16 protein-coding genes are annotated in these 14,889 nt (G+C 56.7%); 11 read left to right on the top strand and 5 right to left on the bottom strand.

What is annotated here, in order from left to right:
* Positions 1 to 27: 27 nt before the first annotated feature.
* The 7 genes from HP546_RS31055 to HP546_RS31245 all read left to right on the top strand — a co-directional run bounded on the left by HP546_RS31055 (position 28) and on the right by HP546_RS31245 (position 5,121).
* Entirely contained in the window at positions 28 to 1,800 is a 1,773-nt protein-coding gene (locus HP546_RS31055) for an SGNH/GDSL hydrolase family protein (protein ID WP_177410819.1), read from the top strand.
* A 14-nt stretch (positions 1,801 to 1,814) separates the two neighbouring features.
* Positions 1,815 to 2,573: a hypothetical protein gene (locus tag HP546_RS01400; protein WP_110160062.1), complete on the top strand. Its 759-nt coding sequence runs from the start codon at positions 1,815 to 1,817 to the stop codon at positions 2,571 to 2,573.
* A 97-nt stretch (positions 2,574 to 2,670) separates the two neighbouring features.
* Positions 2,671 to 3,120 (top strand): structural protein P5, encoded by a 450-nt coding sequence (locus tag HP546_RS01395; protein ID WP_110160061.1) that lies wholly within the window; start codon positions 2,671 to 2,673, stop codon positions 3,118 to 3,120.
* Complete coding sequence (locus HP546_RS01390) at positions 3,117 to 3,623, top strand: DUF2514 domain-containing protein (RefSeq protein ID WP_110160060.1); 507 nt, start codon at positions 3,117 to 3,119, stop codon at positions 3,621 to 3,623. The genes HP546_RS01395 and HP546_RS01390 overlap by 4 nt, the downstream gene beginning before the upstream one ends.
* A 178-nt stretch (positions 3,624 to 3,801) precedes the next feature.
* Positions 3,802 to 4,596, top strand: a complete 795-nt coding sequence (locus HP546_RS01385; RefSeq protein WP_110160059.1) for a DNA adenine methylase — start codon at positions 3,802 to 3,804, stop codon at positions 4,594 to 4,596.
* Positions 4,597 to 4,673: 77 nt separating this feature from the next.
* Positions 4,674 to 4,886 carry a hypothetical protein gene (locus HP546_RS01380; RefSeq protein ID WP_110160058.1) on the top strand — a complete coding sequence of 71 codons (213 nt, stop codon included), beginning with the start codon at positions 4,674 to 4,676 and terminating at the stop codon, positions 4,884 to 4,886.
* 28 nt (positions 4,887 to 4,914) lie between these two features.
* The gene (locus HP546_RS31245) at positions 4,915 to 5,121 is read left to right on the top strand and encodes a hypothetical protein (protein WP_110160057.1); all 207 of its coding nucleotides are present in this window, start codon (positions 4,915 to 4,917) and stop codon (positions 5,119 to 5,121) included.
* On the opposite strand, the gene HP546_RS01375 is transcribed toward HP546_RS31245, so the two are convergent.
* Complete coding sequence (locus HP546_RS01375) at positions 5,084 to 5,803, bottom strand: SOS response-associated peptidase family protein (protein ID WP_110160056.1); 720 nt, start codon at positions 5,801 to 5,803, stop codon at positions 5,084 to 5,086. The two genes, HP546_RS31245 and HP546_RS01375, sit on opposite strands and share 38 nt — an antisense overlap.
* Positions 5,804 to 5,905: 102 nt before the next feature.
* On the opposite strand from HP546_RS01375, the gene HP546_RS01370 reads away from it, so the two are divergent.
* From HP546_RS01370 to HP546_RS01355, 4 genes are all read left to right on the top strand, one after another.
* Positions 5,906 to 6,334 carry a LexA family transcriptional regulator gene (locus tag HP546_RS01370; RefSeq protein ID WP_041166989.1) on the top strand — a complete coding sequence of 143 codons (429 nt, stop codon included), beginning with the start codon at positions 5,906 to 5,908 and terminating at the stop codon, positions 6,332 to 6,334.
* Positions 6,324 to 7,598, top strand: coding sequence for a Y-family DNA polymerase (locus tag HP546_RS01365; RefSeq protein ID WP_110160055.1), 1,275 nt, complete (start codon positions 6,324 to 6,326; stop codon positions 7,596 to 7,598). Before HP546_RS01370 ends, HP546_RS01365 begins: the two co-directional genes overlap by 11 nt.
* Positions 7,592 to 7,801 (top strand): hypothetical protein, encoded by a 210-nt coding sequence (locus HP546_RS01360; protein ID WP_110160054.1) that lies wholly within the window; start codon positions 7,592 to 7,594, stop codon positions 7,799 to 7,801. The genes HP546_RS01365 and HP546_RS01360 overlap by 7 nt, the downstream gene beginning before the upstream one ends.
* Positions 7,802 to 8,136: 335 nt before the next feature.
* The gene (locus HP546_RS01355) at positions 8,137 to 12,018 is read left to right on the top strand and encodes a hypothetical protein (protein WP_110160053.1); all 3,882 of its coding nucleotides are present in this window, start codon (positions 8,137 to 8,139) and stop codon (positions 12,016 to 12,018) included.
* A 365-nt stretch (positions 12,019 to 12,383) separates the two neighbouring features.
* Here the strand turns inward: HP546_RS01355 and HP546_RS01350 are convergent, their stop codons facing one another.
* From HP546_RS01350 to HP546_RS01335, 4 genes are all read right to left on the bottom strand, one after another.
* Positions 12,384 to 12,755 (bottom strand): hypothetical protein, encoded by a 372-nt coding sequence (locus HP546_RS01350; protein ID WP_110160052.1) that lies wholly within the window; start codon positions 12,753 to 12,755, stop codon positions 12,384 to 12,386.
* A 313-nt stretch (positions 12,756 to 13,068) separates the two neighbouring features.
* Entirely contained in the window at positions 13,069 to 13,686 is a 618-nt protein-coding gene (locus HP546_RS01345; RefSeq protein WP_110160051.1) for a hypothetical protein, read from the bottom strand.
* A 564-nt stretch (positions 13,687 to 14,250) separates the two neighbouring features.
* Complete coding sequence (locus HP546_RS01340; protein ID WP_172218925.1) at positions 14,251 to 14,487, bottom strand: hypothetical protein; 237 nt, start codon at positions 14,485 to 14,487, stop codon at positions 14,251 to 14,253.
* 117 nt (positions 14,488 to 14,604) lie between these two features.
* On the bottom strand, positions 14,605 to 14,835 hold the full coding sequence (locus tag HP546_RS01335; RefSeq protein WP_172218923.1) for a hypothetical protein: 231 nt from the start codon (positions 14,833 to 14,835) through the stop codon (positions 14,605 to 14,607).
* Positions 14,836 to 14,889: the final 54 nt, after the last annotated feature.

Genomic DNA, 14,889 nt, shown 5'->3' with positions numbered 1-14,889 from the left:
GTGGGCTTTTTTTCGCTTGGAGTAAACATGAGCGGAGCAGAAGATCTCGCACGCTTGACGCAAACGATCGACACGACCGACGAGCTGCTACTGTCGCCGGAAATCAAGATGGTCGAGGTTTCCCCCGGGGTATTTCGCCCGACAAATGCCATGGTGATGGCCAACCTGTCGACCTTGCTTGGCGGGGCGATGCCGTACACGTCTGTCGCGCTTGGTCTGGAAGGAACCACTGACGGCACTAACTTCAGCGTGCTGTCCACCGTCCAGGATGAGTACGTCAACGTCTACCGAAATATTGATGGGTCGGCAGTATTTGTCGACAGCTATCCGAGCTCAGACGCGCTTAAGAGCATGACCCAGTTGGTTCAGTCCCAGTCTGTCGTTGCCCCGGAGACGCGGATTCTGGACGTGGTCGATGACGAGGGCGGGGGTAGCCACCTCTCGCTGACCAGCAAACGGCTCTCGACCACGGCTTTCGAGATCAACAACGAAGGCGCTCCGACCAGCATCGTGACGGATGATGGAAGCGTGATCCTGTACGTCGACGACAACCGGGTCATTGTTGGCGGGGAATTTGAAGGCGAGCGCACCGACATGCCGGGTACGTTCTCCACTGATGCCGAGGGCGGTGTTCTTCCGCAACCAGGTGCACAAGAACAGGTTGCGCGTATCCCGCCTTTCAGCCTGGGTCTGATGTTTTCGCCGCTGATCGTGACCTCGGACCTCTACGACCAGAAGCTTTACGCCCAGAACATGCTGCCGCGCCGGCAGGACGCTCCTGCGGTAGAGGCGAGCGTGGCCAGCACCACCACGGCGGCGAGTGAAAAGGGGGAAGTGCTGACGATCAACGGCCAGCAGTATGGTTCTGGCGCAGTGCTGAATTTGCGCGACCTCGAGTCCCCCAGCACCCGGCGCTTCATGCCCCTTACGCTGAAGAACGTCCCAGTGCAGACGGTACCTCTGAGCCCGAAGATACTGATCATCGGCGACTCGATCTGCAACCGGCAGGGCGGCTACTACCTCAAGCAGTTCCTGCAGGCCCTCGGCCTGACGCCGCAGTTCATCGGCACCATGAAGGGGTCGGCGGTGGCCAGCAACGCCGGGGACATCTCTGGCGAACTTGGCGAGGCCCGTGAGGGCTGGGAGACCGGCGACTACACGAACGCCATTACCGATCGCGCGATCATCCTGCCGCCTGGGCAAGAGGATGCATACAAGGAAATGTCCAAAACAGACCAGCGCGACCGCAACCCGTTTGCGCGTGCTGCAACTGGCAGTGACCCATCATCTATCGTCCGGAATGGCTATGTGTTCGACCCGGCGTTCTATCAGTCGAGATTCGGCCTGGCAACGCCTGACATCGTGCTACAGGGCTTGGGCACCAACGATGTTCGGGACCGTACCGCCGCAACGATCTACAGCCATGTCCTCAGCAACGACACGATCATGCATGACCAGATCCGGGCGGCCTGGCCAAACGCGAAGATCATCCGGTTTGTACCTGGCACCGCCGTCAGTGCGGATAGGAACGCGCTTTGGACCAGCCATTACCTGCCGCTGATCCGAGCCATGCAGAAGTCGATCGCTGATCGGGCTGATGCGAAAACCCTGCTGGCGCCGCTCTGGGCGCTGACAAACCCCGATGTGGGTTACTCGTTCTCGACTGCCGGGGCCGCCGCCGAGGATGGCTTCTATGCCGTCGACTGGTCGGACCCTGTCCACCCGTGGCAGGCCTCCCGTATCGCGACTTTCCAAGCGCTGGCGCCCTACATCGCTGCCGCTGCACTCAATCTGATCTGAATCGAGGAACATTTATGGGTATCAAGCTGATCGCCAAGGACACCGTTGCACCGTGGAATTCGAAGGTGATCCCACCGGTCACCCGCGGCCTGGAGGGATGGTTCACCTTCGACACCGATGCCAGCCGCTTCTCCAGGAACCGTGCCATCAATAAGCCCGACGCCGAGGTCGTCGGTGCGCCGGTGGCATTCGCCACTCATGGCCGCTTCAAGGGGCTGGTTAACTTCCTGAAGACGCAGATCCCAGATAGCGTCGAAATGACCATCCTGGTGATTGGCAAGGCGGTGAGCACGCCACCTACGGCCCCGGGCGGCGGGCCGGATTCGCCGTTCTATGCTGGCGGCTTCACAGGCAACTCGGTTGACCCGACTGTACCGGGCGCCGGCTATGGCGTGTCGTTGTTCCACGGTGCTGGGGACTCGTTGACCGGTAACGCTGGGCGTGTAAACGGCGCAGGGACAGGCACTACCTCTGGTGCGTCAAACCTTAGCGGTGAAGTCCCGACAACTTGGGGGCTCAGAGCAGTTCGGGCGTCAAACATCATCACCGAATCTTTCAACCTAACCCGTAACGCGAAGGCTTCTAGCTCGACAGTTACCCGGCGTGTGCTGTCCGACTCGGTGGTACGCATCGGCGGTGCTTCCTCGACCTTCGGCGGCGAAGTGGATATTTCCGCAGTTGCTATCTACTCGGTCGTGCTGACTGATGCGGAGATGGCGCTGGTTGCTGAAGCAATGCGCAAGCGAACGACCCGCCTGGGAATTTCTGTGTAACCCGATTTGCAGGATCACAAGCCGCCTCGAGCGGTTTTTTTGTGCCTGAAATTCATGCAGCCCGCCATGTGCGGGCTTTCTTTCCTCTGGAGAAACCATGTCCACACCGCGCGGCGTTCGCAATAACAACCCGGGCAATATTGATTTCAACCCCCGTAACGCGTGGCAGGGCCAGCTTGGCTTGGAGGTGGGCATGGCCAGCCCGCGCTTCGCCCGCTTTGATCAAGCCGAGAACGGCATCCGGGCCTTGGCCAAGCTACTGCTCAACTACCGCGGTAAGGACGGCATGCTCGGCGTGGGCCGCCCTGGTATCGATACCCCCCTGGAGTTCATCAGCCGATGGGCGCCGGCCAGTGAGAACAACACCTTGGCCTATGCCCAGGCCATCGCGAAGCGTCTCGGCGTGGGCGTTCGCGATTCGATCGACATCTCCAAGCCGCAGGTGCTGCGTGAAGCTGTGGTGGGCGTCATCGTCCACGAGAACGGCGGCAACCCATACAAGGCTGAAGTGATCGACGAGGGCGTGCGGCGGGCCCTGGCTTCATGAGCCCTTGGGCCGGAGTTGCTGCGGGCCTGGTGCTGTTGGCTTCCCACTGGGCGGTCTATGAGCACGGTCGCTCAGTGGAGCTTGCCCAGGCCGGCCAGCAATCAGCGAAGCGTGACAGCGGCGACCGACTCGCCGAAGTGATTGGTGAGCGCTCGGTGCGTTTGGAAGAACATCGGAGCGCAGATGCGCAGCAAGAGGCAAGGGTAAAAGGGCATGAAGAAAGAACGATTGCTGATGCTGGTGCTGCTGACGCCGATACTGCTGGCCAGCGGTTGCGCAGTGACGCAGCCCAGTTCGCTGCCACCGTCAGTTGCCCCGGCACGGATACCGCCGCTGTCGCCAGAGGCGAGGCAGCCACCCGCGCCGCCATGGTGCTCTCCGACCTGCTCAGCCGGTCTGTCGAAACGAATCGAGAGCTGGCGCAGGCTTATGACCGAGCCAGGATCGCCGGTGAACAATGCGTCCGCGAGCATGACGCACTAGTCGCAAGCGAGCGTCAGTAAGCGCTCGCTAGTAATTCAAAGGCCTTATGCAAAGAGAGCGGCCACCGGGGATGCGTCAACATCCCTGCTGACCGCCGAACCCGCAGACCATACCTGCAAGCCCAGCCAAGGCTCCCGCTCTGTGCACAAAGCACGGCGAGCCTAGCACCTGTTTATCTATACAGTAAAGGTTTGCAAATTGACTAACCCAATTATCCCCTGGATGGGCGGCAAGCGCCGCCTGGCCGACCGCTTGATTCCGCTTTTCCCTGCCCATGAGTGCTACGTCGAGGTCTTTGCTGGTGGTGCTGCCCTCTACTTCATGCGGCCTCAACCAGCACAGGTGGAGGTCTTGAATGACCTCAACGGCGATCTGGTCAACTTGTACCGGGTGGTGCAGAACCACCTTGAGGAATTTGTCCGGCAGTTCAAATGGGCGCTGTCGTCCCGCCAGATCTTCGAGTGGCAAAAGATGGCAAGACCGGAGACGCTGACCGATATCCAGCGCGCAGCCCGGTTCTTCTACCTGCAGCAGCACGCCTTCGGCGGCAAAGTTACTGGGCAAACGTTCGGTACCGCCACCACCGGACCTGCCATCAACCTGCTGCGCATCGAGGAGAACCTGTCCGCCGCCTGGCAGCGGTTGGCCGGCACCTACGTCGAGAATCTGTCTTGGCTCGACTGTGCGCAACGCTACGATCGAGCGCACACCTTCTTCTACATGGACCCGCCTTACTGGCAAACCGCCGGCTACGGGGTCGATTTCCCGTTCGAACAATATGAGCGGATGGCTGAGTTCATGCGCACTTGCAAAGGCAAGGTCATGGTGAGCATCAACGATCACCCTGATATTCGCCGTGTTTTCGATGGATTCCACTTTGAGTGCCTGGATATTCGCTACACAACGACCAACCAGCGTCAGGGCAAGGCTGAGATGGCCAGTGAGTTAATTATCATGAACTGGACGCCAGCGGAGTTGGGGCAACTGTTCTGAAATACAGAGATTTTTGTCCTTCGCAGATGCTTGGCTCGTTTTGCCCTATGCTTCTTATCAACTGCTAGGAGTGACTTGTGGTCAAGCGTTCTTTCATTGGGATTGTTGAGGCCGGCGAGGCTCTGATTCAGCAGGCGATCGACGCCATGAGGGAGCTCCGGGCAGCTGAGGCCGCTAACGCGCCTGCTGAAGAGGTGCAGCGGCTACGCCTTGTCGCGGACTCCCTCTACCATGCAGTCATCGATTTTCAGCTGATCGAAGCCAAACATCCGCCTGATACTATCCATTGAAAAGCGACTGCTGAAAGAGGGCTCCGTAATGTCAACAGCTCCTTCGGTACTGTTCCCAGATCATCCGATGTACACCGATGCAGTCGAAGCACTGAAGCGTTATCACCAAGCACAGACCGATGGCGCGTCACCCCTTGAGATTGAGCGACTACGACTGATCGCAGAATCCCAATTCCAGGCAGTCACCGACTACCAGCTTAGAGCTCTAGGTCGCCCTGGCGGCTCTCCTCACTGACCGGTTCAATCAGTTCTGGCCCTTGGTTGCGCACGTTGCCGACCGCTTTACCTACAGGGAACCAGCGAAAATCCTGAGCGGGCCGGCATCCTGCCTCGACGATCTCCGCCGCGCGCTCAGGCGTTGTGGTTGGGTCTAACCATTCCTTGGCCACTTCTGGCGTCAGCACTAGGGGCTTTCTGTCGTGGATGTCGACGAGCCCTTGATCGGCTGCTGCTGTGATGATCACGAACCCATCGCGCTCATCCGGCTCGAGGCTCTGGTGCACCTCAGCAAGTGCAGCGAAGTACAGCGGGGCGCCGTCGGCGCCCGTGATGTAGTAGGGCTGTTTGCGCTTCGGGTCCGCTAGATCAGGGAGCCACTCAAACCAGCCATTTGCAGGCGCCAGGGCTCTGCCGTTCGGCCACAGGCCCTTAAAGAATTTTCCTGTCACCACTGTCTCGGCCCGAGCATTGATCGGATCAGGACGTTTCCCCTTCGCCCAAAATGGCGACCATCCCCACTTGACCCGATCCACGCACAGTCCACCATCTACCTGGCGTATGACCTCGACGCGGGTAGACGGCGCCACGTTGTAGCGACTGATTGGCTCGTGGTCGTAGCCATTTATCACGACCAGGTCCAGCGATAGCTGGCGCAGGTAGTGATACATCGACTCGTAGATCGAGTACCGTCCGCACATATCCCACCTCTCGCCCGTCAGAATTTTCGCCACCCAGGATTGACCGGGCTCCCAATGCCGGATTTACTGTATATGCATACAGTTCGCATTGGACCTTCCATCATGACCATCACATTTCTAGGTACGCCCACCGGTGGTACCGAACCGCTACCGTTGTATTCATTCCACGTCCCGGCCGGTTTCCCTTCGCCTGCTGCGGACCATTTGGAAGGCCACATTTCCCTGGATGAGCTATTCGACCTCCGCGCGCCCCATGTGTATCTGGTAAAAGTTGAAGGCGACAGTATGCAAGGCGCAGGCATCTACTCGGGTGACCTGGTCATCGTAGACCGAGGCCGTGAGGCTGAGCACGGCGACATCGTGATTGCTGCCGTTAACAGCGAGCCTGTGTGCAAGCGTTTGCACCGCCGCGATGGTGTGGTGATCCTCAAGTCGGAGAATCCGGCGTATCCGCCGCGGTACATCATGGAGGGCGATGACCTCGTCGTATGGGGCGTTGTGCGTTACAGCGTTCGCGACCATGCGCAGTGATCACGTTTTCGCACTCATTGATTGCAACTCGTTTTACGCGAGCTGCGAGCGCGTATTCCGGCCCGACCTGGCCAAGACCCCGATCGTCGTACTGAGTAACAACGATGGCTGCGTGATTGCCAGGTCATACGATGCAAAGCCTTTCGTGAAGATGGGCGAACCGTATTTCCAGGCGAAGGACAAGCTACGCCGGCACGGCATCATGGCATTCAGCAGTAATTACGCGCTGTACGGCGATATGAGCGAGCGCGTCATGACGCTGATCGAGTCGATGGTGCCTGCCACTGAGATCTACAGCATCGACGAGTGCTTCGCAGATCTATCGGGTATTCAGGAAAACCTGACCCAGTTCGGTCGAAAGCTGCGGTCCAAGATTTTCCAGTGCACCGGCATCCCCGTGGGTGTTGGCATCGCCGGCACAAAGACACTTGCGAAGCTTGCCAACCACACCGCCAAACGGCTGCAGGCACAAACCGGCGGTGTGGTGGACATCACCGATCCGTTCAAGCGCGACTGGGTGCTACGGAATACCGAAGTGAAAGAGGTGTGGGGCGTAGGCCGGCGAATGACTGCCCACCTTGAAGCGATGGGCATTCATACGGCGATGGATCTGGCCAAGGCTGATGCCAGGACGTTGCGGCAGAAATTCAGTGTGGTGGTGGAGAAAACTGCCCGCGAACTGGCTGGCACGCCATGCCTGGAGCTGGACGAGGCTGAACCCCCGAAGCAGGAAATCTGCTGCAGTCGGATGTTCGGCAAGCGGCTGACCGAGTTGGCGCCGATCAAGCAGGCGGTGGCCACTTATGTAGGCCGTGCAGCGGAAAAACTCCGGGCCCAAGGATCGGTTTGCAAACGCATGCGCGTGAGTATCCGCACCGGGATGTTTAACCCGGATGAGGCGCACCACGCTCAAGGGGCATTGGTAGAGCTGCCGTACCCCACCAGCGACACGCTGCTGATGACCAGGCTGGCGACCGACGCGGTTGGCCGGATCTTCAGGCCAGGGTTTCGGTACAGCAAGGCAGAGGTGCTTTTGATGGATCTGCGGCAACCAGGCGAATTCTCAGAGGATTTGTTCGCGCTCAAACAGTCGGTGGCATGTGACCGGCTGATGCAGGTGATGGATGGCATCAACGAGCGCTGGGGGAGGGGGACAGTGCGGGCCGCCAGCGTGCCGGCGACACCGGACTGGGGTATGAGGAGGGATATGATGAGTCAATCCTATACGACACGGATCGACCAGCTATGGACGGTCAAATGTTAAGCCTGCCGTCCGCCTGGCTGGCCGAGCTGAATGACCAGCCTGCCTTGTTGACCGATCCTGATGGCAGGGCCGCGGTGCTTGCCGAGCTCGCGATTTCCGCGCACCGACGCAGCGACGTTGACGAAGACCAGTTGGCTGACATGTTGGAGTTCACCGAGGCGGCGAGGCTGTGGGCACTGATCGAGCATGAGGAGGTCGCTTGAGCCGCCTTGTGTGAACGACGGCTATGAGGGGAAAGCACAGGGTAGCCAGTGACAGCTATCGACCCATAGCGGCCGCTCGCGAAGGGCAGCATTCGGCCAAAAGCAGTCATCTAGGTTTCCAAGCAGTGGCACCGAAAACAACCAGCTTCGCCACGTTGCGGGTTCTACCAGCCATGGATGAATACCCGGAGGACTCTGGATTACCTAGTTTGGTTTGCAGCCATGCTGGCCGGGTTGAACCATCCCTCAACTATTTCGTGTTGCCAGTCCTTGCTGTGTCAAAAGGCCTTTAGGCTTTAAGATAAGGCCTCAGTCAGCCTGACGCCCCCCCAAAAATGCACACACTATTTCACGTAGATACAGCGGACATAAAATCCCTGAACGACGAGCAAGCGCGCGCACTGATCGCAAGATTGTGTCGGGCTGAGATTCGCAAGCACGGTGGCTCCGAGTCGGCCGTCACCTGGGGTGGCGATCAAAGGGCAAAAGATGGAGGGGTGGACGTCAGGGTAGAGATAAATCCGCCACTGGGGATATCCGGCTATCTACCCAATGACAACACAGCCTTTCAGGTAAAGGCCGAGGTGTTCACCCCCGGCAAGATACCTGGGGAAATGGCGCCCAAGGGAGTGCTAAGGCAAGCAATACGCGACCTCGCTACGGTCAAAGGAAGTTACGTCATCGCCGCAACGCGAGACGATACCTCCAAATCCGCTCTCGATCTTCGACTCAATGCGATGAGAGATTGCTTGTCGGCCAACGGCCTCGGCTCCTCGCCGCATATTGCCTTCTATGACGCGAGAAAGATTGCAGACTGGGTCGAGCAACACCCAGCGATCGTCGCCTGGGTAAAGCACCAGCTAGGCAAGCCACTTGTGGGTTGGCGCCCATACTCGGGATGGGCCTACCAAGAGACGACCGTCGACTCCGAATATCTGATCGATGATCGAGTCAATGTGTTCACGCCTGACGCAGAGAAGGGCATTAATGTTTCGGCCGCCATTGATCGCCTGCGTATCGACCTGTCGAAGGGGGCAAGCGTACGCATTGTCGGCTTATCTGGCGTCGGTAAAACGAGACTGGTACAGGCGCTCTTCGATCCGCGCGTGAGGACACATCAGGCTGCGCTGAGTGCTGACGACGTGCTGTACACGGACCTTTCAGATGGACCTTCCCCTCAACCTTCAGCGATGCTCGAAGCGCTGATTGAAGACGGTAGTCAGTGTGTTCTCGTCGTGGACAACTGCGGATCTGACACTCATCAGAGGCTCACCGAGCTGCTGAAAAAGTCTGGCAGCAAGATAGGCTTGGTTACTGTTGAGTACGACGTTCGGGACGACTTACCAGACGCCACGAAGTGCTACCGTCTCGAAGGCTCCTCCGATGACGTAATCAAGCAGCTTCTTCAGCGGCGTTATCCAGTCCTATCGTTCAGTGATGTCGATACCATCACCGCATTCTCCGACGGTAACGCTCGCGTCGCGTTTGCGTTGGCAGCGACTGTTACGACGACTGGTGAGCTGGCGCGGTTGCGAGACTCCGACTTGTTCAAGCGCCTGTTTCATCAGAAGAACGCCGAGAATGAAGATCTCCTCAGCTGCGCTGAAGCGGCCAGTATTTTGTACTCGTTCGACGGCGAGGACGATAGCCCTGGCTCAGAGCTCAACAAAATTGCCGCTGTTGCTGACGTTTCATTGATCACCCTAAAGCGAAAAGTGGTTGATTTACAGCGAAGAGGTCTCGTACAGGTGCGCGGCAAATGGCGTGCTGTTTTGCCACACGCGATAGCTAATCGACTTGCAGCCCAGGCACTAGAAGCGATACCCAAATCGCAGATCGTGAATGCCTTTGTCGATAACGCGACCGACCGTGTTGCCCGGTCGTTCTCGCGGCGACTTGGTTACCTACATGAAAGCGCAAAAGCCGCCGAGCTCGTACGGGACTGGCTCTCGCCATCCGGGCGCTTGGGCGATCTAACGGCTCTCAATGACATTGGCCATGAGATCTTTCACAACATTGCGCCTGTATCTCCAAAGATCGCTCTAGCGGCAATTGGGCGGGCTGCCAATATTCCTAGCTTTCTTTCGGATGAAAACAGGCAACGTGCTCAATGTGCGCACACGTTGAAAGCCATCGCGTTCGAAGACGAAGACTTCGATATCGCCGCCGATATTCTTGTCCGATTCGCCTTGGCGGAGCCCCAAGAAAATGGGGGGCACGAATCCACTGTAGGAATTCTGACGTCTCTGTTTTTCTGCGTGCTATCCGGAACGAATGCCCCACCCACTCAAAGAGCAAAATTCGTCAGAGAACTACTTGAATCGAGGGACTCCAAACGAGAGCAGTTGGGGCTTTTAGCGCTCGAAGCGGCGCTTGAGTCAGGATATTTTACCTCCGTGAGCAGATTCGATTTTGGAGCCCGAAAGCGCAGCGAGGGATGGGCTCCTGCATCCAGCTCAGATGTTAATGCGTGGTACATGCCATTCATTCGCATGGCACTAGACATTGGTAAGCAGACGTCCGAGCTTTCTGAAAGTTGCAGATCTATTTTGGGACGCCGCTTAAGAGGACTTTGGGTTGACACGAATCTGAGGCCAGAAGTGTGTGCAGCAGTAGAAGAACTGGCTTCAGTCGTGAGCTGGCCTCAGGGTTGGTTTGGGATCAAAAACATTCTCCGCTTTGACTCGGGTCAACTCGATGAGTCGGTTCAAAACGAGCTGCGCGAACTGGAGAAACTTCTCAAGCCGAAGGCTATACCCGACATGATTCGAGCTCGACTTCTAGAATCGAATCAATTCGACCTAGATCTTGATGACGATGATACAGATCAGGGCGCTGAAACGACTGGGGAGCGCATCCGCAGATCAAGCCAGGCCGCGGAGCAGCTTGGGGAGGCTGCTGCCACCATTGAGGGCCTTCTCTTCGAGTTACTCCCGCAATTGATCTCAACCAAGTCAGGAGCCAGTGCATTTCATTTTGGGGTTGGGGTTGGAAAACAGATTGCGGACCCAAGCTGGATTTTGGATGCGGCAAAAGAACATATCGCCACTGCCATGCCCGGAACCGTCGGTGTCTTGTTCCTCCGCGGCTTGCTTAACGGCTGGCATCACGCATCTCCCGCTTCTGCCGAGGAGTTTCTCGACAACGCGGTGAGTGATGCAGTTTGGGTCAAATGGATCATGGACCTGCATTGCACCATACCGATGAACCAAGCGGCTTACGCTCGAATCCACCAATCAATCAAGGGTGGAAATACTCCTGCCTGGCAATATTCCTATCTCGGGATGGGCAGACAAACTGACTCATTCTCTGTTGCGGAGATTGGCGAGCTGCTTTCTGCGATAGCACTGCTGCCAAATGGTGGTGTCGTGTTTCTCGACGTCCTCTCCATGGTCGTCCACTGCGCATCAGATCACGATGATGCGTATAAGGAGTCACTGGCGGCAACCTGCCTCAATCTTCTGGGCTCAGCCGAGTGGGGAAAGGTTCTTGGAGATCGTGCCAATAGCGGTTACCGCCTTGAGAGCATACTGGAGTTTTCATTGAAGCGATTAGCTTCTTCCGAAGCAGCGCTGGAGGTATTGAACGGTCTAGTTACCTTTGCGCGCACGAAGGAATGTAGTTACCTCAATAGGGACGTCATCAAAAACGCTATCTCGCCGTTCCTCAGGCACATGCCGCGACGAGCGCTCGACGCGATTTATATTCCCGGTGAAGAAGCTTATTACCGTCAGGTGTCGCCGGTGATTGGGCGCGCTTTCAGTGATCGGAAAGAGACAGCACTCAGCGTAGTCCCAGTGGACATGTTGATCGATTGGTGTAATGCCTCGCCCTCTGATCGTTACGTGTTCGCGGCGCGGAGCTGCAAGCTATTCGACACCCGAAGTCAAGCAAGTGAAGAGCATACCAATATCGACTCTGTGGACGATTCTGAGTTGGTTATTTCGGATGCCGCGCTGGCTGTGCTCGCTAATGCTCCTGATAAGAAGTCTGTGATTGAAGCCTATTTGAAGCGATTCACGCCTTCAGGCTGGTCCGGGTCTTTGGCCGAAATCTTGAAGAAACGGGTTCCGCTTCTCGATGCTCTGAGTCTCGGTAACGAAGAACAGCTGAAGCCAGTATTGGCGACAGCTAGAGCGAGCCTCGAACGAAGAATCGCAGCGGAAGAGCTTCGAGAGGACGAAGAGGAGCGCGAGCGAACTGGGAGCTTCGAATAGGCTAGCCCGACGAACCATTGGCCGGTAACTGCCCGTCCTAACCGGCAGCTATTGGCCGATTGCTACACTTGGTGAAGGGCAGCTATGGGTCGATAGTGGACTGTGGGAGGAGGGGGAAGTGACTATGGCGGACGGATCGTGGTTGGCAGAGCACCTGGGTGGGGGGGCTGAAGCTGTCTAAAACTGCTCGAAAGCTTCTCGACTTTTCTGGGCAAAAATCGCTGAAACTGGGCGAACTGTATTAGACCGGGGCGATGCACAGGCCGCTTGTGGCGCGGCCTGAGGCTCGAATCTCACGCTACTGGTGCATTACTGGAAGGTTCGACATCGAAGGGCGGTGTTTCGCCGAGTACCCGGCTGCTTGGTCATGATTCTCCAGAGGAGAGGAAGACATCCAATCGCCAACCTATTCCTGGAATAGCTTGAGCTGCAGCTGAAATCGCACCTATCAGAATAACCGTGATGGCAATCCCCGAGAGCCAGCCCACCCATTTCATTCCAGTTCGCTTGGCTATCCTCACCCCAATGTAGATTCCGCCCGCGAACGGAGCGCAGATGAATGGAAGGTAGACAATTCCTGCTATCCACCAGAGAATAAAGTCAGCCAGGAACTCTCTTGAGCCCCAGGCCCGCCTAACTGCATCGACTGCTGAGATCCCGATGACGCCACAAATTATTGCCCCAGGCGGCGTGAACAGCCATTCTCCAAATCTATACTTGTAGCTGGCAATTTTCATGGTGTTTTCCTTGTGAATTGTCCGCTTGGCAGCAGCTTAGGAGAGGCAGCGAAACACGGCTCGTTTACGTCCCATTAAGGTAAACATCGATTCCAAAACTGAACCGGCGACCCTTGCAGTATGCGGCTTGTAGGCATGCCGTTTCGTGTCTGTTTTGGAATCGATTTTGGTGCTGGCGCCCCATGATTCGGTGACTTGTACGACGGTCTTGAAAACCGCTGCCAAGAACTAGGCCTGCGGCGATTGGCAGATGGCGGTAGTGGATGCAGGGGCATCAACGGTCAGGGTGTCTATGATTTTTCGATACCCGTGGTCATTTCCTCTCCGGTTTATCGGCATCGTCAAAAGCCCCCGTTGCAGCCCACCCAGCGGTATACAATATACCGCTATCCTTTTTTGCTACAGGCTTCGTGTGCTCGTCAATCGTGACATCATCGCGGCGAATTTTAGTCGGTTTAAAACTGCTTTCTGATTTATTCGCAAAACTTGCAGGCCTTCTATCGTTGGCTTTGCCTGTCTGTTTTTTCAGTAGGGGAGACGCAACGTCCGGGTATAGCTCTAACACGAGTTTCATTTGCTCTGAGGAATCATAAATACGTGTCGCGTCGGTGCTAGTTCTTTTACCCAATGTGTCCTGCGTCACGGCGTCGATACAATTCAAATGGTAGAGAAAAGACGCGATCTCCTTGTGCTGTTGGTATCCAGCCTGCTCCGACAGCAAAATATTTGCATATATTTCATTTATTTTGTGCCATTTTATTTTTTGCCAGTCACGGTATGCGGTGTATCGAAGGCTGCGAATAAAAAACTCTGCACTCCGTGGCAGCGGTTTTTTCAGCTCCAGTCTCACGATCGTGTGAATAACAGCTGTTTTAGGCGCTGATTTTTTATTGCTTTTTGCCTTTTTTGACTTTGACTTCGCTTCGCTCATTTATAGCCAATCCATGCCTTTGACCATGAAGATAATGGCACACAGCCTGCATCCTTGCGAATCCCGCATCTGGGTTAGCGCTCAACTACCATTTCGCAGGGGTAGCGAGTGGCCGATCTGTGTCGATAGCGGTCATTCGGTGACAGCTGTATTTGAGCTAAACGCTTATGTTGCGCGAGTACCAGCCCAAGCCTTGGCTCCACTGGGGAAATCTGTTCCAAAACTAAAACGGCGACCCTTGTAGAATGCGGCTTACGGGCCGGCAACCTCCGTTTTGTTTTGGAACTGATTTTCTCGCCAAGGCCGCATGAAACGGGAGTTCTTGAATCGGATTGCAAATCCGTCTACGCCGGTTCGATTCCGACCTCGGCCTCCACCATTCGAAAGCCCCGCAGATTAACGTCTGCGGGGTTTTTCTTTGGGCGAGGGAAAATACCGAAATCCCAAAACCACTTACCGTCAGCTGCCCAAATCAAGGTTTCAAGCCCTGACGGACATCTCTGGAGGACGACCAGAAAGCTGAACGGAACTGAGATCAGGTAGGCCTTTGGAAACGCCGGCCCGTTAACCCTCAGGCGGGTTGATACCGCAGACGAACTCACTCGAGCCAAGGCGGTGCGAGCCATACTCCACCACGTACTCGTCACCGCGGCGCTGCGCTTCCGCCACGGCTGTTTGCCGGTCGGCATAGACGTCGACAAAGTGCCATGGATGTCTATCCCGCAGCACGCCCCATCCCAGCACCCAGCCTTCGTTACCGGGGTCTGCAGGCAGGTTCTTTGCCAGGCTGCGAATGCTCATTGCGGCTATTTTTCTCAAACGACTATAGGTCGGAAGAAAGCCCGCAGACGAAATCTGCGGGCTTCATGTGGGCCAGAAGTTTCCCCTGAGGCGAAAACCCCGAAACGTTGTTATCGCTCAGACCTGGTACAGGATGGTGTACGAAGCATCACACTTGGGCCCCAGCACAACCGGTTTCTCAAAGAGTGTGCCGCCACCCACGGCGTTGTAGTTGGTACCACATGCCCCCTCAAGTCGCGTCCATAACCCCACATCGTGAATTTCGATCCGCGTGGCGACGCGGCCATGGGGATGGCTCAGTTCGTACTGGATGCGCTCAACAACATCTTTGGCTTCTTCTTCTGTCATGCTGTCTTCTCCGTTCCAACCGGTACCGCACGGGCCGGCCCGATTACCGGGCAG

It is taken from the genome of Pseudomonas sp. CM25, from assembly GCF_013179705.1.
Lineage (GTDB): Bacteria > Pseudomonadota > Gammaproteobacteria > Pseudomonadales > Pseudomonadaceae > Aquipseudomonas.
This window is presented reverse-complemented; position numbering and strand designations above follow the sequence as displayed.